Below are 21,793 nucleotides of genomic sequence, written 5' to 3' on the forward strand. Positions count from 1 at the left end.
AGTAAAAAAAAATGAAAAAGAATTTATTATATCCATTTGCTTTAACTACCCTGGTGATGGCTTTAACCGCCTGCGGAGGAGAAAGCGCCAACGTCATACCAGAACCCGAGGAAGCGACAACCAACGGCTCTTGTAATCCTACAGCAAGTAACTGTCTGGAATGGGGGCTTGAATATCCATTAGATGGTCTGAATTTTAATTGTAGCGGAGACAAAGAAAATAAGTTTATTACTTTGTTTAATGTACGCGATGGAGTGGCTTCAGGAAGCTGCCGGAAAACAGATCATGTGGAATTTTATATTGAGAGTCATGGTGGACGTAAGATTGAGCTTGGATCAATTAAACTGGGTGAGTTTCTGAGCTTGAGCACGACCAGCCAGCTTCCACGCTTGGGTGTTCTGGATATTGCCAAAGGTATTACTGGCCGATCTGTATATGAGTTGAAACCTTCGGATGCCACGGTTCAGGTAGCGATGAAACTGGTGAAAATCTGGCAGACCATGGCACTAGATCAAGGGAATATTTATAATCCGACAGATGTACAGCCGCTCTATATCGAAGATAGTCGTAAAGCCCTGGATCAGCTCAGCAAAAATATTAAATTGACGGATACTGACTTTGTAGAAATCCTGAAACCGGCACTGGATATTAGCAAGATTAGTGATGAGCAGGCATTTAAGGTGGTGGAAAAGTTAGCCAATATTGCCAATGCTGCGGTCTATCAGCCAGAATTTTCTTTATTCTCCACATCCGGGATTATCGGCAATCAGTTCTCGGGTTCAGATGGCCTGACGGGATGTAATAAACCAAGTTGTGATATTAAAGATAAAACAAATAAATACTTGTTTGGTCATTTCATGTTGATTACCGATCGTCAAGGCTATACTTTCGGCAGTGGACTGCAATGGCGCGATAGCCAGTTAAAGCTTGCTGATAGTAATCTGAGTTCACTCGGAGGAATCAATGCCGAGTTAATCCGTAAAGTCAAACCCCAGCAGATGACCGCAAATCCTCAGACCTCATGGATTCACCCTGCAACTAAGACTATTTCAAATTATAAAATGAATATTGGGCATAAAGAGGCAAATAATGAGAGCCAACTTGAGGTTTATCAGGGGCGTTTGCTCAGTGATTATGTGATGGCTGGAAAAGAAAATTTCTATAAACTGATCACTGGTAAAACCAGTTTAGATGACAATGACCGTGCAAGCTTAGGCTTATGGCGTATGAATGCGGACAGTGAAGATTATAGGGGAAGCGTAGATCTTTATAAGATTTATCCAATCAGTTATCTGGACCGGCAGGTTTTTAAAACAGTTGAAAATGTTCGCCCAGGAGAGAGCTATATCTTTCCAATGTACGGTAATCTGGAGTTTAAATTTACAGAGAGCAGTGTTGATCCGGTGACAGTCGGAATTATGATTGACAGTAATGGCAATGTGCGTACCAACCGTCAGTCAGCCACCCAACTTTCGACTGATCCAGTGAATGGTTGTATAGGGGACATCTTGGCAAATAATCTTTTGGATGAAAGAGGCGTGCAACAATACCGACTCGGGACTTTGGGGCGTGCTTTTACCCAGGATAAAACGGTATCCATGCGTTTGATCTTCGCAGATCCGGTGTTTGCTTCATTGAATGGAGCCTTGATTGGACTGAACTCGAGTATTCAAGGTTCAAGTAATTCAGCTGATCTGATTGTGGTCGGGGGAGCGCTACTGAATTTAAACCATGTGCTGAGTACACCAGTTGGACAAACAGGACGGGTCAGTTTCGCTAACTCTGCTGGAGAAAATGTTGGTTGGGCCAATACCTATGCCAGCTTCCAGAAAATTTATAATAACAATAATACGGATGAGAGCCCTGCTGATATCGAGGTGGCGAAATATAGTGGTGGAGAAGTCTCTTTTAGACTGGCTGAGTGTTATCAGGTTAAGGCGAAGACCAATGGATAATAAAAGTTATAGATAAGTAACCTGTCTTAAAGCAGGATGCCAGTCAGTGAAAAAAAATTGACTGGCATTTTTTGTTTGAGGTTCCTGAAAGTAGCTGTTCAAAAACCTCATTTATAATTCGATCCAGAAAGTACCACTGTATTTTGAAATATAAAGTGGACTTATATTAAAAATGACGGTTTCTAGAATAAGTGTAAGAGTTGAGGGTCATAGTGCGGTTTTGACATCCATAAAAGCTAAGAACAGATGTTGGCTTTTGCAGAGATTTTTGGTGTAGATGAGAGGTTTTTATTTTGCTGAAAAAATAATTTATTTAATTCAAGTTTTTGAATATATTAGAAAAATAAGCGTTTGTTAGGGAAAATAAAAAAATATTTCTAAGGTTTCTTACTGATCACGCTTCATTTTAAGCCAAATTTTTTACTGATTTTCCGACTTTATCATTTAACCGGTGTGATCCAGACGTGTACCGAGAGTTTCCAGATGCAGCGGGAAATGATGAGTTTTACGGTCTTCAAAATAATGCCGAAGTGTCTGCTCTACACTTGGAAAGGCCAGTTCCGACCAGGGAATATTTTCTTCCTCAAACAGTTGGCTTTCGATGGTTTCTTCACCCGCGCCAAATTTTCCATTAAGCAGGGTGGACTTAAACAGGACATAAATCTGGCCAATCCGCGGAATATTATACATACAGTACAACTGTTCAATCTCGATTTCAGCCTCGGCTTCTTCACGAGTTTCTCGCGCTGCCCCTTGTTCCATGGTCTCAAACAGTTCCATATAGCCGGCGGGTAAAGTCCATAAACCATAACGTGGTTCGATTGCACGGCGGCAGAGCAAGACTTTGTTTTCCCAGACCACCAAGGCACCACAAATAATTTTGGGGTTGATGTAATGAATATATCCACAGGTGGTACATACCTTGCGAAGCTGCTGGTCGCCTAAAGGAATTTTATCTGTTGTCGTATGTCCACAATTCACACAGAAGTTCATATTCATCATCAATGATACTGGGTAAGGTCAGGATAACTGAAAAATCAAATTTTGGCATCATTTCTATCCAGTTGAATCAAAAATCAGCTATGATGAAATCATCCTTATCAGGAGAAAAATCAATGCATGAGCTGGAATTGACACAAAAGTTACAGCAACGTTTACGTTTTTCCAAACGTATTCAGATTGCACATGCTGCTGTGTTGATTGCTATTACAGATGAAGCTAATCCCAAAGTATTACTGACACGCCGTTCGGCTTATCTGAATAGTCATGCCGGAGAAGTTTCCTTTCCAGGCGGGAAACGTGATCCACAGGATACCAGTAATATTGTCGTGGCTCTGCGAGAAGCCTATGAGGAAACGGCACTCAGCCCTTTTGATGTACATTTAATGGGTGACCTGCCCATGCAAAAAGCCCGAAATGGCATGCTGGTCAAACCGATTGTCGGACTGATTCCACCACAGGTTGAGCTGATTGCTCAACCTTCAGAAATTGACCGGATATTTTTTGTTTCTTTACAGCATTTGCTGGATGCCCAGCCGATACCTTATGAAGTGCGCTTTGCTCAGCAGTCCTTATATTTTCCGAGTATGCGGGTGGAGAATGAAATTGTCTGGGGCCTGACGGCGCGTATGTTGATTTCATTATTTCAGTATGGTTTGGATTATAAAAAAGACTGGCCATTTTTACTGAATTCACCTGTGTTTACACGCTCCAAATTTTTTAACTATTGAACAGGATTTCAGCCATGTTATACAAGTTTCAGGGACATATGCCTCAAGCACTGCATCAACCGTGGGACGGTTGGGTTGCCCCGACTGCGACAGTGATCGGGCAGGTCGAACTCGGCAAGCAGGTTAGCATCTGGTTTGGTGCAGTGGTCCGTGCAGATAACAGTAAAATTCATTTGGGGGATTTTACCAATGTACAGGAAAATGCTGTGCTACATACTGATGCGGGCATTGAGATGCATATCGGCAATTATGTCACCATTGGTCATCAGGCGATGTTGCACGGCTGTACCATTGGCGAGAATAGCCTGATCGGGATTCAGGCCGTGATCCTGAACCATGCAGTGATTGGTAAGAATTGTATTATTGGCGCCAATGCCTTGATTCCGGAAGGCAAAGTAATTCCTGACAATTCGGTCGTGATGGGATCTCCTGGCAAGGTTGTCAAGACTCTGGATGAAGCCAGTATTCAAAAGCTGAAAATGAGCGCGATGCATTATGCCGGGCATTTTCCGAAATTCCAGGCTCTGGAAGAAGTTCAGCTCTAATTCAAAATTTTATCAAACTTAGAGCTGTTAACACGTCATAAATAGATTGGGCTGTGGATCAGGCATCGCTTTGTTCGCAGCACAAAAGGATAAGCATACTCTCCAATAAGCCTAGATTTTTCTAGGCATTTTTGTATCCTGCTCGTGAAAATCTCGCCTAGAAGATAGCAGTGGAGTATTATATCTGCGTTTTTATATTCTCTGAATAAGGGTGTGCATGAAAGTGCTGGCACTGGAAACTGCCAATGAGCAGTGTTCCGTTTCTGTGATTGATGATACTCAAACGTTATTTTTTCAGCTGGATGCGCGCGCCAAGGCACAAACGCAAACCATTCTTCCCATGATTGAACAAGGCTTGAACGAGTTGGGACTAGCTGTAGCTGATCTCACCGCGATTGCTTTTAGCCGTGGACCGGGTTCATTTAGTGGCGTCCGGATTAATGCAGCAGTGACTCAAGCCCTGGCCTGGTCAAATGACTTGCCAGTGATTCCTGTCTCGACTTTACAGGCTTTAGCACAGGCAGCTTATCGTTTGCAGGGGCTAACCGAAGTCTCTGCTGTGCTGGATGCGCGCATGAACGAAGTTTACATTGCTAGCTATCGGCTTGATGATGCAGGCATTATGCAGCCAGTCCATGAAGAACAATTATTAAGTTATGCCGATGGGGCTAAGGCTGCCATATTTATGCCAGTAGGTTCAGGTGTCGAGCTGGTTCAAAATGAACAGTCTGATTATAAAACAGTGAGTGCAACTGCACAGGATATTGCAGTCATTGCACGTGCGGCAGCAAAAAATGAAAACTGGGTCAGTGCAGAATTAGCATTACCTGTTTATTTACGTGAGAACGCGTGGAAAAAAATTCCAGAACAAGGCAAAGCATAATTAATTAGGATTAAGCATGGATCTTTTACTGCTGCTCAAAGCGGCAATCATGGGTATAGTCGAAGGTATTACCGAGTTTTTGCCTATTTCCAGTACTGGGCATCTGATTTTGGCTTCAGAGTTAATGAACTTCTGGAGCAAAGAAAAAAGTGATGTATTTGTGATTGCCATTCAGATGGGAGCAATTGCTGCAGTTATTTATGAATACTGGACCCGACTCTGGGGTGCGGCGACCGGGATTGTAAGTGGCGAACCTCAGGGACGCCGTTTGGGTATTGGATTGATACTGGCTTCTATTCCGATTGTGCTGGTCGGTCTGACTTTGGGACAAACTGTCAAAGAGCTGTTATTTAACAATATTGCGATTGCCATTGGGCTGATTGTGGGTGGCCTGATCATTATCTGGATCGAAAAGAATCCTCCGCAGGTGCGCGCCAAAGAGGTGGAAGATCTGACTATTAAAGATGCGGTCTGGATCGGACTGATTCAGGTTTTGTCCTTGATACCGGGCACTTCACGCTCGGGTGCGACCATTATTGGGGCGATGTTCCTCGGTGTATCGCGTAAGGCGGCAACCGAGTTTTCTTTCTTTCTGGGAATTCCGGTGATTGTGGGGGCGGGTCTGCTCGACCTGTATCAAAGCTATGGGGTTTTCCATACCACCGAAGACTGGGTCGTGCTGGCAGTCGGGATTTTGGTGTCCTTTGTTTCGGCCTTGCTATTAATCCGTGCTTTGGTGGCATATGTAGCCAAACGCGATTTCATGATCTTTGCCTGGTACCGGATTGTATCCGGGCTGCTGATCTTGTTATTTGCCTATACAGGTTGGACATTATGGTAAACCAGATTCGTCTCTATACCGAATCTGACCATGTAGAGAAAGCACAGCACTTTGAGGCTGTGCTTTCTTCTCGTGGAGTAGAGACTGAAATTGTAACAGTAGAACAACTAAATGCTCGCTTTCTCCGTTTACATCCCGAGCTTGGTCTGTGTGTCGATGTGGACGGCTTGTGGCTATGTGCCAATGGCATGAAAATGCAGCCTGACTGGCAGGCCGAAACGGCCCGTTTAAAGCGTGCATCTTTAAAGTCGGAAATGATCGCCCGTGCCTGTAATCTGGCAGAAAAACCGTTTCTGATTGATGCGACGGCGGGTTTGGGTCATGACAGCCTGTTAATGGCACATTTAGGTGCCCAAGTCACTCTGGTAGAGCGGCACCCGATTTTATTTACCCTGCTGGAAGACAGCCATATCCGTGCCCGTCAGGATACCTTTTTGAGTCAGGTGGTTGCGCGTATTCATCTGGTTTTTTCTGACTCGGCAGATTATTTAAAATCCCGGGTGGAACAGAAAAACCTGGTCGATGTGGTGTATCTGGACCCGATGTTTCCACAGCGTGACCAGAACCAGCAAGCGCCCAAAAAGAAGGCACAGGTCAAAAAGCAGATGCAGCTCTTGCACCTGCTACTGCCAGAAGATGGAGAAATGGATCTGGGCGATCATCTGCTGGAACTGGCACAGGATATTGCAAAACGGGTGGTGGTAAAACGTCCGCGTCTGGCGGTTTTTTTGGCGGGCAAACAGCCAGATCATCAGTGGCAAGGTGATGCTTGCCGTTTTGATGCATATTTTCAGCATGAACTTGTAGCTTAATATGATAACTGCTTCTAAATTAATCAAGGATTTGTTATATATGTAACAACTGGCATTGATAAAACTATTATCAGACATACACTTATTCAACACTTGAGCGAGCTATTTATCTCCCTGACCTCCTATGATCGACTTTAAACCCTCCATTAATTTTTGGCATGATTTTAAAAGCAACCAAATGGCTGGAGTATGGTTATTTTTAGGATCGCGACGCTCGTTGCAGCTGGTGCGTCCTTCCATTGTCCAGCTGGTGTTTTGGGGAGTTTTGGGTGGCTGTGCCAACAGCCTGTTTAGCTGGCTGAGTTCTGGCCGTATTGGTGATTTTAACTCGCAAGGTCTGATCAGCTATGCGCTCTGGCCTTTTATTGCCCTGATTGTCGGGATTTTTCTGTCCCAGCGGATTAATAATCCACGTTTGATGCTGGTGCCGGCCTTGTTATGGCTGGTACTCGATACGCATATCATGCTGTTTCAATCTCTGATTCAGTATCTCGGGGATATCGATTATCTGCCTTATGTGTTGTATCCGTATATTCCGACCCTATTTGTGGTGCTGTTTGTCTGGCAAAGTCTGGCAGTGGTCTGGGTGATCTCGCGTGAGCTGCAATGGCCATGGTGGGAACGGGCGCTGATTATACTGGCCACTTTATTTACTCTGGTGGTCTGGCAGATTTCGATTAAGGACCAGCCGATCTGGAAAGTGGAGGAAACTCCGCCAAGTTTTGCAGAAGATGCCTTTTATGCACAGCCGACGCTGCTGAATAAAGCGCTGGACAATATTCAGTATGGTGAGTTTGCCCAGTCGCACTGGTATTTTATGGGGATTGCTGGCGCCAGTTACCAGGATGTGTTTTATTCGGAAATCGAGCGGATTAAAGAACAGTTTGATACCCGTTTTGGTACCTATGGCCGTTCCATTGCCCTGGTGAATCATCCAGCGACCCGCACCCAGATACCGATTGCCTCCAGAACCAGTATGGAGTTGGCGCTACGCCGCATTGGCCAGCAGATGAACCGTGAAAGTGATGTGCTGTTTTTGTATATGACCTCTCATGGTTTGCCAAATACTTTTGAAATGGAAAATGCACCTTTGGATCTGGCACAGGTCGATCCGAAATGGTTACGCGAGACGCTGGATGCTTCCGGCATTCGCTGGCGGGTGATTGTCATTTCCGCCTGTTTCTCAGGAAGCTTTGTCTCAGCCTTGCAAAATGATAATACTCTGGTTATTACTGCTTCTGCGGCGGACCGCCAGTCTTTTGGCTGTTCGAATGAAGCCGACTATACTTATTTTGGTCGCGCGTTTTTTGATGAAGCCATGCGTGAGAACAGCAGTTTAAAAGCGTCTTTTGAACAGGCCGCAAATACAGTAGCCAAATGGGAGTCTGCTCAAGGTTTTGAGCCATCAGAACCGCAGTGGATGATTGGCAAGAATATGGAACTGATGTTGCCGCAACTGGAGCAGCAGTTATTTCCAGAGATGACAACCGTGAAACAGTCTCCTTAAATATTTTTTTCGCAGCAGGTCTGCAAGCAGAATAGGGATATAGCATGGAACTTGTACAGAACAATAGAAGCTTCGACGGTGAACAGCGGATTTATCGTTTTGATTGCAAAACCTTAAAAACCCCGACCAGATTTGGAATTTTTCTGCCGCCTCAAGCGCTGGCCGGGGAGAGCTGTCCAGCACTGTTTTACCTTGCTGGCCTGACCTGTACTGAGGAAACTTTTGCAATTAAGGCTCATGCACAGCGTTTGGCGGCACAATTGGGCCTGATTCTGATTACTCCGGATACCTCACCACGTGGAGAAGGGGTGGCAGAAGGCGACAACTGGGATATTGGTCAAGGTGCCGGATTTTATATCAATGCAACCCAGACACCTTGGGCTGAGCATTATCAGATGGAAAGCTTTATCGTAGATGAGCTTTACCAGCTGGTGAGTGATGAGTTTGTGATTCAGCCAGGCAAAATCGGGATTTTCGGTCATAGTATGGGTGGACATGGCGCGCTTACCCTGGCTTTTAAATATCCTGAAAAATTTAGCTCTGTCTCGGCATTTGCCCCGATCTGTGCGCCAAGTCAGTGTCCATGGGGAGAAAAAGCCTTTAGCCATTACTTGGGTGAGAACCGGGCTGAATGGCAGCAACATGATGCAACTGAGCTGATCAAAGCCAAAGGGGTTTTATTTAATGATATTCTGATTGATCAGGGTTCTTCTGATCAGTTCTATAATCAGCTGAATCCGGCGCTGTTTCAGCAGGCCTGTGACAGTGTGCAGCAGAAACTCACACTACGTGAACATCCGGGATATGATCATGGCTATTACTTTATTCAAAGTTTTATCGATGATCATTTGCAGTTTCATGCGGTACAATTACAACCTTAAGTGACTTTAAGGCTTATATAACTAAAAGAAAAAATAGCATGGGCCCAATTAGAGCGTGGCCCATGTTCTTAGGAATCAATTCTTATAATAAAAACCAGGATAATTCATGCAAAACTCAAGCAATATTCAGTCTTCTTTTGAAGATTCCGGGACCTTATCTTTTCCAGTTGAGCCTCGCGTCAGCAGCCTAGGCTTAGGCACTGTCCAGCGGTTATGCTTTAAATGCCTTACATGAGCAGCATATTTCGCCCCGACACTTTGCTCATTTCCTTGAACGGCTGGCATCAGCAACAAGATGGAAAAAATCCGGCTGAAAAATCTCTCGGGGATTTTCTGAGCAGCCATCCGGCAACTGCTGAACGCATTCAGGCAGTCAAAGCTTTTGAGCAGGAACACGCCCAACTTACTCCTTAAATTTTTTATCGGAGTCATGGTACTGCCACTCGGCAGTCAGTGGCTCCTGTCCCATACGGATCAGATGATCCAGAACACATTTTCAAGTTTATTCAGTCAGTAGATTCATCTGTGCTTTGAATCGTTACGGTAAGATGATCTGCCTCGGGTGTCAGACTCACTTCTGCACCTGGAAAATGAATCAGGAAATTTTGTTCGGTTTCATCAATATTAAATTTATGTTTCCAGTGATTAGCCAGGCGTTTGGCAATTCGTGAAGCTTGTTGCGTCTGGATATGGGCAATACTTTTCATCAGTTTTCTACACTATTCATCATTATCCTGCACTTTAAACCAAGTCCTGATCAAGTTATAAGCTTATCAGCGTGACACAGTGTTTTATTCTTGCAACATCAAGAGCACAGTCGCCGGACTGGATTTGCTATAATGAGGCACATCCAATTTCAGCTCATCAGGTTCTTCCATGTCCAAACCTTATTTAATTGCCCCCTCAATTCTGTCTGCCGATTTTGCCCGTTTAGGGGAAGAAGTGGAAAATGTCTTAGCCGCTGGGGCAGATGTGGTTCATTTTGATGTGATGGACAATCATTATGTACCGAACCTGACCTTTGGTGCAGGCGTATGTAAAGCTCTAAAAAACTATGGCATTCAGGCGCCTATTGATGTGCATTTGATGGTCAAGCCGGTTGATCGTATGATCGGGGATTTTCTTGAAGCAGGTGCGGATATTATTACCTTTCATCCAGAAGCTTCTGACCATATCGATCGTTCCTTGCAGCTGATCAAATCGGGCGGTGCAAAAGCAGGTCTGGTCTTTAACCCGGCCACGCCGTTGCATTATCTGGATTATGTCATGGACAAGGTTGATCAGATCCTGCTCATGAGTGTGAACCCGGGATTTGGTGGACAGAAGTTTATTCCAATGACCTTGGACAAGCTGCGTCAGGCTCGTCAGCTGATTGAGGCCTCAGGTCGTGATATTCGTCTGGAAGTGGACGGAGGAGTGGGGCCTGCGAATATTCGTGAAATTGCGGAAGCAGGTGCCGATATGTTTGTTGCAGGCTCAGCTATCTTTGGTAAACCGGATTATAAAGCTGTGATTGATGAAATGCGTGCAGAACTTGCTAAAGTCGGACAGGTTCAACTTTAATCGTTAGAATGTTTAAAGTGCATAAATCTGTGGATAACTTTATGGATAAGTGTGTAGATATCTATGTTGATAACCATATGGATAAGTTGCATAAAATGTAAACATTTGTGACTCGTTTGATTGCTTATTAGACAAAAAAAGTATAAAAAGAATTCGATTGGAGTTCTTTTTATACAGCGTATGCCTTTAATTCGGTGAGTGTTTATTCACCAGTTATGAGTATTTAGGCGAGTCAAAAAGTAGTCAAAAAGTATAGGGTCTGGCTTGAATCATATAAGATCTCCACACTATTCTTTAAATTTAATTGATATGTATTACTTAATAATTTGCGGATAACTGTGAGTTTTATTTTTAATAAAATTAAATTGGAAAGAGTAACTGGGTATTTCTCCAGATTCAGCATAAGTTGAATGTAAAGCTCTGTCTTGAGTATTTGAGTAAGGCAGGGTTAAATTAGCTCTCTTTTAGTCAGGTTTTGTAAAAATTACAGTTCTAGAAACTGGATTGTATAGCCTCTATTTTCCTTATTCAGGAGGAACGACCTCCCTTGTTAGTTGCTTATTTAAATGGAAATTAACAGGAAAAATCGTCAGGACGGCCTGACTCTGTCATATAGGAGGAAGGCGAAATGGCCTGGATCATCTTAATTCTTGCGGGTTTATTTGAAATCGTGTGGGCATATTCAATGAAATTGTCTGACGGATTTACCCGGCTCACCCCAAGTCTTGTCACGCTGTTTTTTATGGTGCTGAGTTTTGTGCTACTGGCGTATGCCATGCGCACATTGCCCTTGGGGACGGCTTATACCATCTGGACTGGAATTGGAGCCGTTGGCTCATTTCTGGTTGGGGTGTTTATTCTGGGTGAGCCGGCTACTGCCATGCGCATGCTGGCAGCGGTGCTGATTATTTCCGGTCTTGTGTTGATGAAATTATCTTCATCTTAAAGCCTGTCGCACGTTTCAAAATTCCATTAAAATGAATAAGAGAACACTTCATTTTAGAGGAGTATGGTCATGCAGCTGAGTTATCTGAATATGGATTCACCTGTAGGGCAGTTGCGACTGGTGGCACATGAAACGGCACTGGTGGCTGTACTCTGGGATGGCGAAATGCCCCATTGGTTTAAATTGGCGTCACTGGTGGAGGGCCTGCAACATCCGGTATTAATTGAAACCAGACGCCAATTGCAGGAGTATTTCTCCGGTCAGCGCAGTGCCTTTGACGTACCTTTAGAATTTATCGGGACTGATTTTCAGAAAAAAGTCTGGCAGGCCTTGCTGAATATTCCCTATGGTCAGACCCGAAGCTATCGTGACATTGCCGAGCAGATTGGCAACAGTAAAGCGGTGCGTGCTGTCGGGGCAGCCAATGGTAAAAATCCGATTTCGATTATTGCGCCTTGTCATCGCGTGATTGGCAGTAGCAGCAAGCTGGTCGGATTCGCGGGCGGCCTGGACAAAAAAGAAATTCTGTTAAATATTGAACAAAAACATTAAGCTTTAAGTATCTAAAATAATTGAATAATTAAAATATGGAAAATTCTACAATATCGATATTTGGCTCACTCTGGTCAAATATAGGGTGGATTCTTCTGCTTTTCTTTGGTGTGATGATTTTTAAATTATTCAAGCCCTTTCTGAAAGGAAAGCTGGGAGAGTTTACCGTTGCTATGCATGCCAAACTTTATCTGAAAGATCCGCAATATCTGCTGCTGAATGATCTGACCTTGCCGGATGGGGAGGGCGGAACCACACAAATTGATCACCTGTTATTAAGTCCTTACGGAATATTTGTGATTGAAACCAAAAACTATAAAGGCTGGATATTTGGAAACGAGCGACAAAAAATCTGGACCCAGAAAATCTATAAAAACAGTTATAAATTTCAAAATCCGATTCATCAGAACTATAAACATATTAAGGTTCTAGAGCAGCTGCTGGCAGATAGTGTGGAACCAGATCTTTTGCATTCGGTGATTGTATTTATGCCGGATGCCGTGTTTAAAACGCCGATGCCACCTCAGGTATTTCGGGGGGCAGGTTGGACCGACTACGTGAAAAGTTTTGATCAGCCGATGATTTCGGGAATGAAATTAAAACGGATACAACTGCGACTAGAAAAAGAAGTTTTAAAAAAATCCTGGAAAACCAATCGGGAACACGTAGAAAATTTAAAGCAGCGTAAGCAGTTATAGGTTTTTATGGGCTCATCAAAAAGCCTTTGAATCATTCAAAGGCTTTTGGGTTTTAAATATTTGAAGCTTTCAGTTTTTCGGTAATCTCGGCCAGAACCTTAATCCGTTTTACTTCATCCCATAAGGCTTTGGCTTCCGGATAATGTTTCGACATCATGCCCAGCCATTGCTTGTAGCGGCCAACCATGCCAATTTCAGTTTTTGCCGGCCCATTGATAAAACGAATTTGCAGTTGCAGCAGGTCATTCCAGTTCAGTAACGGCATATCCGAATTTTGACGGATACATTGAGTCAAGTCGGGTGTGGTGACTGCACCGCGACCAATCATCAGGTCTTCACAGCCCGACTCCAAACGGCATTGCTTGGCATCGGCATTGTTCCAGATTTCACCATTGGCAATAACATTGATCTTGAGTGCCTCACGAATCGGCTGTAACTGATCCCAGAATGCAGGCGGAGTATAGCCATCGGCTTTGGTACGCGCATGAACAGTGACCCAAGACGCTCCCGCATCTTCAATGGCATGCGCATTGTCCAGCATGAAATTGCGATCCATGTAGCCTAAGCGCATTTTGGCCGATACTGGAATGTGTGCAGGAACGGCATCACGCACAGCTTTGACTAACTCATGCACAACTTCAGGTTCATCCAGTAAAATCGACCCACCACGATGACGGTTCACGGTTTTTGCCGGACAACCAAAATTCAGGTCAATTGCCGGTGCGCCCATTGCGGCCACTTTGACGGCATTCGCTGCCAACATCTCCGGGTTATTGCCCAGAAACTGCACATGGACCGGCGTGCCGGCAGCAGTTTTGCCCTCATTTAACAGTTCCGGGCAATAGGTATGATAAACATGATCGGGCAGGATGGAGTCGGTGACGCGGATAAACTCGGTGACACACCAGTCAAAGCTACCTACGGATGTTAGTACATCGCGCATAATCGGATCGGTTAAGCCTTCCATGGGTGCAAGAACAAGTTTCAACGTGGCTACCTGTAAATTCGAAAAATGGAGTTATACGTTTTTTTACTAGGGTTGTCTAGCCAATCTAAATGTTTACCAGTTAACTGACAGCCAGCGTGATTGTAGCGAAGACCAAAACTAAGAAAAGGATGTCTGATAATTACATCCCGCTTAATTTACAAAATAGTTGTTACTTGATTAATCATAAATGGGGATTAAGATTAAAGGCATTTAAAACTTGGCTTAAGCTGATTCAAGCACAAGCCAAGTCTTGATCAGAATTATAAACGGCGACATTGACCTTCTTTGTCACCATTGACTCGGTTATTACCACCGATCGGTTGAATCCGGTTAGATTCGCATTGCAAATTACCGTCTACCACATTGTCATTTACAGTAATTTTTTGGGTATTCTTTTTCAGCTGGATATCGCCTTCTACCTGATTGGCAGTAAGCTGAATTGTCTGACCATCTTCTAGCTGGATATTGCCGTCGATCTGGTTATGTTGTGCCAGAACCGAGCTAAAACGTCCTTTCGATTCCAGATTGCCATCAATCGCCGTATTTAAAATCACTACTTGTGCACCCTGATACAGCATGACATTGCCTTTAATCGTGGCATTATCAATCTGACAGTGTTGACTGATACTGACATTGTCATCAATCGTACGATCTTTAATGCTACCGTGACAGTGATAATCTGCGAAACTTGCGCTCGATAAACAAAGAAGTGCTAAACCTGAAATGACTTTTATCATCATGAACCTTAGGGTATTTTTAATGCACTTTGACCATAATTTTTGAATATGACCGTCTCATGACAACACTTAGATATAATGTTGGCTTTCGGTTAGCGTACCAAAATCATTTCCAGTACAAACTTGGAGCCAATAAAGCCCAGTGCCAGCAGACCAAAGCCAATCAGGGTAAAACGCACCGCTTTCTGACCGCGCCAGCCAAATTTCCAGTGTCCAATAAGCAGGGCACCATAAACCAGCCAGGAAATAATACTAAACACCGTTTTATGTGCCAGATGCTGGGCAAAGAAATTATCAATGGTAAAGAAACCAAAGCTTAGTGCCAGTGTCAGCAAAATGAAGCCGGTCATCAGCATATCGAATAGCAAAGATTCCATATCCTGATAAGAGGGCAATAAATTGACCCAGACCCGGCGTTTCTGTTTCTTTTTCAGTTCACGGTCCTGAAAACGCAGAATAACTGCCTGAATGGTGGCCATCAGCAGCACGGCATAGGCAGACAGAGACAGGATAATATGAATATCCAGCCCCAAAGAGTTTTGTACAGTAATTTTGGCGGGCTGGGTAAAGGCAAAACCCAGAATTAACCCGGTAGCAGCCACCGGAATACCAATCAGGTTTAGCGCAATAATTGGCCGATATGTGCTATAGATAATACTCAGCAGTAACATCAACCCCGAGGTAAAGGAAAACAGGGCAAAAACATCATAATTGATCCCCAGTGGCGTATACATATCGCCGGAGACCACCAGCGCATGCAGTAGTAGTCCCACCAAGGCCGTCAGGCCAACAAACCATTGATTTGGAGCACGTTTAGCCATCAAGTGAATGAACAGATACCAGAAGGAAGCGGTATAAGCGACTAATGCTAAGATCGTATAAACCAAGGGGAGGCTAACCATGTCAAACCTTTTTAAGGGTGATGAATATTCATTTATATAAATTCGCTGCGAACTACAGTATCCTATAGCATTCTATGCATAAATTTTCTATTTTAAGAAACAATTTTTTGCTACTGGCTATTTTAAGCGGATTTTGCAATGTTTGATACCTTAACAGAACGACTCACACAGAGTTTAAGAAATGTTACTGGCTCAGGGCAGCTAACCGAAGACAATATTAAAGATACGTTACGTGAAGTACGTATGGCACTTCTTGAAGCCGACGTTGCGTTACCTGTAACTCGTGAATTTATCGCGAAAGTTAAGGAAGAAGCATTGGGCCAGGAAGTGATGACTCAGTTATCCCCAGGGCAAGCCTTCGTCAAAATTGTCTATGACGAATTGACCAAAATGATGGGCGAGGCCAATGAAAGCCTTGACCTGGCTGCTAAACCCCCGGTGGTTGTGCTGCTGGCCGGTTTGCAGGGTGCGGGTAAAACCACCACTGCAGCCAAACTTGCACGCTTCTTGCAAGAACGTCAAAAGAAAAAAGTCGCGATGGTCTCTGCCGACGTCTATCGTCCGGCGGCGATTAAGCAGCTTCAGACTGTTGCCGGTGAAGTTGGCGCAATCTTCTTAGAGTCAAATGCTGACGAAAAACCAATTACCATTGCCAACCGTGCTATTGAGCAGGCAAAAATCCAGTTTGCTGATGTGCTCATTGTCGATACCGCAGGACGTCTGCATATCGATGATGACATGATGGATGAAATTAAAGAGCTACACGCAGCGATTAACCCGACTGAAACCCTGTTCGTGGTCGATGCCATGACCGGTCAGGATGCGGCCAATACTGCCAAAGCTTTTAACGATGCCTTGCCTTTGACCGGTGTGATTCTGACCAAGACGGATGGTGATGCGCGTGGTGGTGCGGCACTTTCGGTACGTGCCATTACTGGTAAACCGATCAAGTTCCTCGGGATGGGTGAAAAGCTGGATGCTCTGGAGCCATTCCATCCGGAGCGTGTGGCACAGCGTATTCTTGGCATGGGTGACGTGCTGTCTTTGGTCGAAGAAGTTGAACGCAAGATCGACAAAGAAAAAGCCGAAAAAATGGCGAAGAAATTGCAAAAAGGCGGCAGCTTCAACTTTGAAGACATGCTGATGCAATTCGAGCAGATGAACAAGATGGGCGGCATGATGGGCTTTCTGGATAAACTTCCGGGCATGAGCAATGCAGGACTTCAAGATGCGATTGCGCAGGCGAATCCTGAAAAGCAAGTGAAGAAAATGGAAGCGATTATCCAGTCGATGACCATCAAGGAGCGCCGTAATCCGGAGCTGATGAATCCCAGCCGTAAAAAGCGTATTGCAGCAGGTTGTGGCATGGAAGTGTCAGAAGTGAACAAGCTGATCAAGCAACATGCACAAATGGCAAAAATGATGAAGAAATTTGCCAATCCGTCGGGTATGGCAAAAATGATGAAATCACTCAGCGGTTTACAGAAACAGTTTGGAGGCGGCGGTGGCATGGGTCCACTGTTCGGCGGCAATGATAAAAAGTAAGGTGTTGAAATAAAAAAGGCGCGCAATGCGCCTTTTTTATGGGCTGGTTTTTCTTGCGCTTTTGTTTAAACAAAACAACATTTGCTTACCCAAATCCTCGATAAAATCAGGCAGACTCGACAGCATTAAAATAAATAAAGGCAAAATGCAGATGGCTCAGGTGATTGTGGTGCATGGTTATACGGCCAGCCCGGAAGAAAACTGGTTTCCATGGATTCAGGAAAAAGCTCGGCAACAACAGGTAAGTTTAAAAGTCTTGAAACTGGACCCGTCAACGACGCCAAAGCTGGAAACCTGGGATCAGCAGATGCGTGAACAGATTGATGGAATAGATGAAAACAGTATTTTCATTGCGCATAGTCTGGGCTGTCTGGCCACCTTGCATTATTTAAGCCGTGAACTAAAAAATCAGAGAATCAGACAGCTGGTGCTGGTTGCCGGTTTTAATGGCCGGCTCGGGCGTTTAGAGGAAGTGGACCCTTTTATTGATGCCGCTCAGGTAGATTTTGAGAGACTGAAACGTCAGATTGACGAGCGTGTGGTGATTTATTCGGAAGCTGATGACCGGGTATTGCCTGAATTTAGTTTAGAGCAGGCAGAAAGTCTGGATGCTATCGTGATCAGTGCCGAGCATCAGGGACATTTTATTAATTCTCAAGGCTGTACAGAACTGCCTGAAGTCTGGCGGGTAATTGAACCTTATTTAACTAAAATTCCATCTGATTAAACTGTGCTCACTTGCTGATTTAGAGCTTAAAGGCTTTAGATACATGATTTATATAGAAGCTAATCTATAGACAAAAAGTATGCAGAGCAGAAGCCAGCACTGTTGGCATGCTCTTTTCTAAATAATAAAAATGAATACAGCAGCGAATCGTCTGCTTTCTTTAAAATTTAAAATAAGTCAATCACCATGACCCATAGAATAAAAAAAGTGTATATCGTACCCGACTATCAAGCCACGATTAATGATCACTGGTATCCATGGCTTAGCCATCAGATCAGGAGAGCCGGATTTCAGGCCAAGCGCGTCATACTGGCCAATCCATTTCAACCCGATCTGGACGAATGGCAGCAAAACCTGCAAGTGCAGATGCCGCAGCTGGATGAACACAGCATTATTGTGGCTCATGGGTTTAGTGCTTTGAGTGTCTTACAGTTTTTGCAAAAACAGCCGGGCTTTCAAGAACAAAAAATTGGAGGATTGGCTATAGTGGCGGGTTTTGATACGCCCTTGGTGGCTTGGTCTGAATTAAATAAAATGATTCAGACAGTACGATTAAACTTTAGGGGATTACCGCAACATTATCAGCGGGCAGTAATGTTTGTGTCCAGCAATGACCCTTATGTGCCTGCACCAGTTTCACTGCGGCTGGCTCATACCCTGAACGCTCAAATTTTTGAAATCAGGGAAGCAGGCCATTTTTGTAAACGGGACAGTTATACTGATTTTCCTCAGTTACTCACTGTGATCATACGTTTTCTGGCAAATGGTCTGCAAAGTGCTGTAGGCCTTTAAGCAGCAGATCCGGTTCAATCACAGGGTCAAACTGTACCAAATGTTGGGCAAATAAGGGAGCATCGCCACCGGTCAGGATCAATTGTGCCGGAAAATGTTCCAGTACTTTTTGAATGGTACTGAGCAGCCCCAGCAAAATGCCATGATGTACGGCATCAATGGTATTGCGTCCCGGAGAAAGCTCCTCAAAGGCAGCATCCGGAATTTTAATGCCCTTGGTATTTTGAATCAGGGAATCGCGTTGCAAATACAGGTTCGGCAGAATATAGCCCCCGAGATGATATTGGCCCTGGGTCAGATCAATGGTCAAGGCAGTGCCACAGCTGATCACACAATAATTTTGTTCAGCTGATTTGGCGACTGCGAGCACTTGCAGCCAGCGGTCGATGCCGAGCTGGGATGGCTGGTCATAACCGCAGTGCAATCCTGCATATTCAGCCTGCACTTTGGCACAGATGACAGGTACATTCAGCTTCTTGAGTATTTTTAGAATACGGTCATTACTTTTTTTATCCTGAACTGAAGAAACGCCGACTTGCTGCAAGCCTAGCTCTTTAAAATGCTGGATCAGTCCAAGCAACAGGTCAGTGGGAGACTGTAAATGCAATTCAGCCGCATGCTCAATAATCTGATCCTGCTCGGTGATCCAGTATTTAAGCCGGGTATTGCCGATATCTAGCCATAGTTTTTTCATAGAGCTTGCTCTGTTCAGGTAGGGTTTTTAAGGCGAAGTTGACCCTGATAAAAAGCTTGAACACCCTGACTGGTGGCAATTTTTACTGCACCATCATCCTGAATGCCCAGAAAAGTTCCTGAATACTGCCCTTGCAGATCCGTGAATTCAACCGTTTGTTGTATAAATGCTGCAGAACGGTTAAAACGCGCCGCCAGATTTTGGCAGTCATAATTAAACCATTGACCGGCCTGCTGGATCGCCAGATAAAGCTGGGCAATCAGTTCCACTCTTGAGGTCTGCGTCAATCCCAACTCGCTTAAAGAACTGACCTGCTGGTCGGGTATCTCGGCAGAGAGAGGATCAATATTCAGGCCAACACCGACTACTACTTGCCGGGTTGAAATCGGTTCCACTAGAATGCCGCCCCATTTACCTTGGGGGCTATACAGGTCATTGGGCCATTTGACTTGAAGATTCAGTCCTTGCAGGCTCGGCATTTGCAGGATATTTAACGCAATTTCCAGCGCCAGACGGCCATCTATTGCTTTTTGTGTATGTAGCAATGTGCTTAAATAGATATTTCCTTCAGGCGAGACCCACTGACGCTGGCGTTGTCCGCGCCCCTGGGTTTGCACCCGGCTACAGACCAGTACGTGTTGTACATTTTTGCTGGCCAGTTCGCGTACATCATCATTGGTTGATGTGGTCACGGGCTTGATTAATAACACTTCAGGGAGTTGGCCTGCATCGCTTAAACGTTGCTGCAGTTCGCGAGTTTCTACATCCATTTGAATCTAAACGTGGTAAATGTCGTTATGGAGTTAATCATATATTTATTGATTGGTGCAATCGCAGGATTCGCCGCAGGCCTGTTTGGTGTCGGTGGTGGTCTGATCATTGTACCCATCCTGTACATTGTTTTTACCCAGCTCCAGTACGATCCAGGCGTGATTATGCATATGGCAGTAGGCACTTCTCTGGCCACAATTATTGTCACTTCGATCAGTTCGGTGATGGCACATCATCAAAAAGGTGCCGTTTTGTGGCATGTGTTTCGTAATCTGGCTCCCGGTCTGATCGTGGGCTCATTTTTCGGAGCGGGAATTGCCGATTATTTATCCGCTCAGGGCCTGCAACTCTTAATCGGCTTCTTCGCCGTCTGGGTCGCTTTCAGAATGTTTAGGGGTGCCCATATACAGATTAATCCGAACCAGCAGCTGCCTTCGGCCCCCCTACAACTTGCAGCAGGTGCAGGGATTGGGGTGGCTTCAGCGATTTTCGGAATTGGGGGAGGCAGTCTGACGGTACCTTTTTTAAATCGTTGCGGCGTCGCGATACAAAAAGCAGTCGCGACCTCAGCGGCCTGCGGACTCCCTATTGCACTTGCCGGAGCGATCGGTTTTATCTGGTTTGGACAGCAGGCACAGGTCAATGTAGCGAATACCATCGGTTATATCCATATCTATGCTTTTATCGGGATTAGCCTGATGAGCTTCTTTACCGCAAAGCAGGGTGCAAAAGTGGCACATCGATTGTCACCAGCGATGCTCAAAAAATGTTTTGCCGGCTTGCTGACCACAGTCGGGCTATATTTTATCTATCAGGGCTTTATTGCCTGATTTGTCTCTTTTAAACCAAACTTGATCAGGAGAATCGACTTGTATTCTCCTTTTTATCGGGCTGGATTGGCTGTACAGACACAAGATTGTCTGACAATGTCAAAGTATTTCCTACAAAAAAACCGTTTAATCAATGAAAGTTATTCAGAATGACTCCATTTGCATCAATAAAAATAAGACAGGAACGGTATGCAACAACAAGAAGCACACAGTTTATCTGTACAGATTGCCAAGCACATCAGTGAACAGATCATCCGGGGCGAGCTGGTCGAAGGCGAGCGGATTCAGGAACTTAGAATTGCATCGGAGCTGGACGCTAGCCGCGGTTCAGTGCGTGAAGCCCTGCTTTTACTGGAACGCACCCAATTGATTGAAATCTTCCCGCGCCGCGGAGCGATGGTCTCGGAAATGTCCGCTTTGCAGGTACGTGCCCTATTTGAAATGAGTGCCTTGCTTCTGGGGCAGATGGTGCATCGTATGGCTGAAAGCTGGCGTAGCCATGAAGCTGAGCGTATTCAGCTATTATTAGAACAATTGGAAGCCGAAACTCGCCAAGGTCATACTGAAAAGTTTTATGATTTAATCTTTCAGGGGATGGCCCAGCAACCGGAAATGGTGGGAAATCCTTATCTGATGCGCTACTACCAGGAACTATTACCCTCCTTGCGCCGTAGCTATTTTCTGACCCTGAATATTTCCAGACGTGAGCTACAAGAATCTTTCGAGCTGTTTAAGCTGGTTACTGAAGCAATTTTAATCCGAAAATCACATCAGGCCTCTTTATTTATGGAAGATTTTTGTCGACACTTACGCAACCTTGTGTTGGAATCTCTGACACGGATGAAACAAATTGAACTCGCGTGGGCCAGACGCTCACGACGTTAAATCAGGACA

24 protein-coding genes and 1 pseudogene are annotated in these 21,793 nt (G+C 44.7%); 18 read left to right on the forward strand and 7 right to left on the reverse strand.

The window, feature by feature from the left end:
• Window positions 1-11: 11 nt before the first annotated feature.
• Window positions 12-1,955, forward strand: a complete 1,944-nt coding sequence (locus NI467_RS08025) for a hypothetical protein (RefSeq protein ID WP_174659378.1) — start codon at window positions 12-14, stop codon at window positions 1,953-1,955.
• A 444-nt stretch (window positions 1,956-2,399) separates the two neighbouring features.
• On the opposite strand, the gene NI467_RS08030 is transcribed toward NI467_RS08025, so the two are convergent.
• Window positions 2,400-2,948, reverse strand: coding sequence for an NUDIX hydrolase (locus NI467_RS08030; RefSeq protein WP_174660547.1), 549 nt, complete (start codon window positions 2,946-2,948; stop codon window positions 2,400-2,402).
• A 122-nt stretch (window positions 2,949-3,070) separates the two neighbouring features.
• On the opposite strand from NI467_RS08030, the gene NI467_RS08035 reads away from it, so the two are divergent.
• From NI467_RS08035 to NI467_RS08070, 8 genes are all read left to right on the forward strand, one after another.
• Window positions 3,071-3,685, forward strand: a complete 615-nt coding sequence (locus NI467_RS08035; RefSeq protein ID WP_151204353.1) for a CoA pyrophosphatase — start codon at window positions 3,071-3,073, stop codon at window positions 3,683-3,685.
• A 14-nt stretch (window positions 3,686-3,699) separates the two neighbouring features.
• On the forward strand, window positions 3,700-4,230 hold the full coding sequence (locus NI467_RS08040; RefSeq protein WP_151204354.1) for a gamma carbonic anhydrase family protein: 531 nt from the start codon (window positions 3,700-3,702) through the stop codon (window positions 4,228-4,230).
• Window positions 4,231-4,447: 217 nt separating this feature from the next.
• The gene (gene tsaB / locus NI467_RS08045) at window positions 4,448-5,113 is read left to right on the forward strand and encodes a tRNA (adenosine(37)-N6)-threonylcarbamoyltransferase complex dimerization subunit type 1 TsaB (RefSeq protein ID WP_253152184.1); all 666 of its coding nucleotides are present in this window, start codon (window positions 4,448-4,450) and stop codon (window positions 5,111-5,113) included.
• Window positions 5,114-5,129: 16 nt separating this feature from the next.
• The gene (locus tag NI467_RS08050; RefSeq protein WP_151204356.1) at window positions 5,130-5,954 is read left to right on the forward strand and encodes an undecaprenyl-diphosphate phosphatase; all 825 of its coding nucleotides are present in this window, start codon (window positions 5,130-5,132) and stop codon (window positions 5,952-5,954) included.
• Window positions 5,948-6,766: a class I SAM-dependent methyltransferase gene (locus tag NI467_RS08055; RefSeq protein WP_253152186.1), complete on the forward strand. Its 819-nt coding sequence runs from the start codon at window positions 5,948-5,950 to the stop codon at window positions 6,764-6,766. Before NI467_RS08050 ends, NI467_RS08055 begins: the two co-directional genes overlap by 7 nt.
• Window positions 6,767-6,890: 124 nt before the next feature.
• Window positions 6,891-8,273, forward strand: coding sequence for a C13 family peptidase (locus tag NI467_RS08060; RefSeq protein ID WP_151204358.1), 1,383 nt, complete (start codon window positions 6,891-6,893; stop codon window positions 8,271-8,273).
• Window positions 8,274-8,317: 44 nt separating this feature from the next.
• Window positions 8,318-9,154, forward strand: a complete 837-nt coding sequence (gene fghA / locus NI467_RS08065; RefSeq protein WP_174659381.1) for an S-formylglutathione hydrolase — start codon at window positions 8,318-8,320, stop codon at window positions 9,152-9,154.
• 231 nt (window positions 9,155-9,385) lie between these two features.
• The gene (locus NI467_RS08070; protein ID WP_253152188.1) at window positions 9,386-9,568 is read left to right on the forward strand and encodes a hypothetical protein; all 183 of its coding nucleotides are present in this window, start codon (window positions 9,386-9,388) and stop codon (window positions 9,566-9,568) included.
• Here the strand turns inward: NI467_RS08070 and NI467_RS08075 are convergent.
• Window positions 9,558-9,861: pseudogene (locus NI467_RS08075) on the reverse strand (DUF2218 domain-containing protein). The gene NI467_RS08070 and the pseudogene NI467_RS08075 overlap by 11 nt on opposite strands.
• 169 nt (window positions 9,862-10,030) lie before the next feature.
• On the opposite strand from NI467_RS08075, the gene rpe reads away from it, so the two are divergent.
• The 4 genes from rpe to NI467_RS08095 all read left to right on the forward strand — a co-directional run bounded on the left by rpe (window position 10,031) and on the right by NI467_RS08095 (window position 12,913).
• The gene (rpe, locus tag NI467_RS08080; protein ID WP_151204362.1) at window positions 10,031-10,717 is read left to right on the forward strand and encodes a ribulose-phosphate 3-epimerase; all 687 of its coding nucleotides are present in this window, start codon (window positions 10,031-10,033) and stop codon (window positions 10,715-10,717) included.
• A gap of 628 nt (window positions 10,718-11,345) precedes the next feature.
• On the forward strand, window positions 11,346-11,663 hold the full coding sequence (sugE, locus tag NI467_RS08085) for a quaternary ammonium compound efflux SMR transporter SugE (protein WP_151204363.1): 318 nt from the start codon (window positions 11,346-11,348) through the stop codon (window positions 11,661-11,663).
• 69 nt (window positions 11,664-11,732) lie between these two features.
• Complete coding sequence (locus tag NI467_RS08090; protein ID WP_253152189.1) at window positions 11,733-12,215, forward strand: methylated-DNA--[protein]-cysteine S-methyltransferase; 483 nt, start codon at window positions 11,733-11,735, stop codon at window positions 12,213-12,215.
• 35 nt (window positions 12,216-12,250) lie between these two features.
• A complete protein-coding gene (locus NI467_RS08095) occupies window positions 12,251-12,913 on the forward strand; it encodes a nuclease-related domain-containing protein (protein WP_253152191.1) in 663 nt (220 codons plus the stop codon).
• Window positions 12,914-12,965: 52 nt separating this feature from the next.
• Here NI467_RS08095 and NI467_RS08100 read toward each other — a convergent pair whose 3' ends face one another.
• From NI467_RS08100 to NI467_RS08110, 3 genes are all read right to left on the reverse strand, one after another.
• A complete protein-coding gene (locus NI467_RS08100; RefSeq protein WP_174659386.1) occupies window positions 12,966-13,901 on the reverse strand; it encodes a tRNA-dihydrouridine synthase in 936 nt (311 codons plus the stop codon).
• Between the two features lie 260 nt (window positions 13,902-14,161).
• The gene (locus NI467_RS08105; protein WP_228723970.1) at window positions 14,162-14,641 is read right to left on the reverse strand and encodes a hypothetical protein; all 480 of its coding nucleotides are present in this window, start codon (window positions 14,639-14,641) and stop codon (window positions 14,162-14,164) included.
• A gap of 89 nt (window positions 14,642-14,730) precedes the next feature.
• The gene (locus tag NI467_RS08110; RefSeq protein WP_151205019.1) at window positions 14,731-15,540 is read right to left on the reverse strand and encodes an inner membrane protein YpjD; all 810 of its coding nucleotides are present in this window, start codon (window positions 15,538-15,540) and stop codon (window positions 14,731-14,733) included.
• Window positions 15,541-15,678: 138 nt separating this feature from the next.
• Here NI467_RS08110 and ffh point away from each other — a divergent pair, with 138 nt between their 5' ends.
• The 3 genes from ffh to NI467_RS08125 all read left to right on the forward strand — a co-directional run bounded on the left by ffh (window position 15,679) and on the right by NI467_RS08125 (window position 18,604).
• Window positions 15,679-17,085, forward strand: coding sequence for a signal recognition particle protein (gene ffh / locus NI467_RS08115; RefSeq protein ID WP_151205020.1), 1,407 nt, complete (start codon window positions 15,679-15,681; stop codon window positions 17,083-17,085).
• Window positions 17,086-17,236: 151 nt separating this feature from the next.
• A complete protein-coding gene (locus NI467_RS08120; protein WP_174659387.1) occupies window positions 17,237-17,812 on the forward strand; it encodes an alpha/beta hydrolase in 576 nt (191 codons plus the stop codon).
• Window positions 17,813-17,998: 186 nt separating this feature from the next.
• A complete protein-coding gene (locus NI467_RS08125) occupies window positions 17,999-18,604 on the forward strand; it encodes an alpha/beta hydrolase (RefSeq protein WP_174659388.1) in 606 nt (201 codons plus the stop codon).
• Here the strand turns inward: NI467_RS08125 and NI467_RS08130 are convergent.
• Window positions 18,558-19,298: a type III pantothenate kinase gene (locus NI467_RS08130; RefSeq protein ID WP_151205023.1), complete on the reverse strand. Its 741-nt coding sequence runs from the start codon at window positions 19,296-19,298 to the stop codon at window positions 18,558-18,560. The genes NI467_RS08125 and NI467_RS08130 overlap by 47 nt on opposite strands.
• 14 nt (window positions 19,299-19,312) lie before the next feature.
• The gene (locus NI467_RS08135; protein ID WP_174659389.1) at window positions 19,313-20,068 is read right to left on the reverse strand and encodes a biotin--[acetyl-CoA-carboxylase] ligase; all 756 of its coding nucleotides are present in this window, start codon (window positions 20,066-20,068) and stop codon (window positions 19,313-19,315) included.
• A 27-nt stretch (window positions 20,069-20,095) separates the two neighbouring features.
• Here NI467_RS08135 and NI467_RS08140 point away from each other — a divergent pair, with 27 nt between their 5' ends.
• On the forward strand, window positions 20,096-20,899 hold the full coding sequence (locus NI467_RS08140) for a sulfite exporter TauE/SafE family protein (protein ID WP_174659390.1): 804 nt from the start codon (window positions 20,096-20,098) through the stop codon (window positions 20,897-20,899).
• Window positions 20,900-21,088: 189 nt separating this feature from the next.
• On the forward strand, window positions 21,089-21,784 hold the full coding sequence (locus NI467_RS08145) for a GntR family transcriptional regulator (protein ID WP_151205026.1): 696 nt from the start codon (window positions 21,089-21,091) through the stop codon (window positions 21,782-21,784).
• Window positions 21,785-21,793 lie beyond the last annotated feature (9 nt).

It is taken from the genome of Acinetobacter sp. S4397-1, from assembly GCF_024129285.1.
GTDB classification, from domain to species: Bacteria; Pseudomonadota; Gammaproteobacteria; order Pseudomonadales; family Moraxellaceae; genus Acinetobacter; species Acinetobacter lwoffii_C.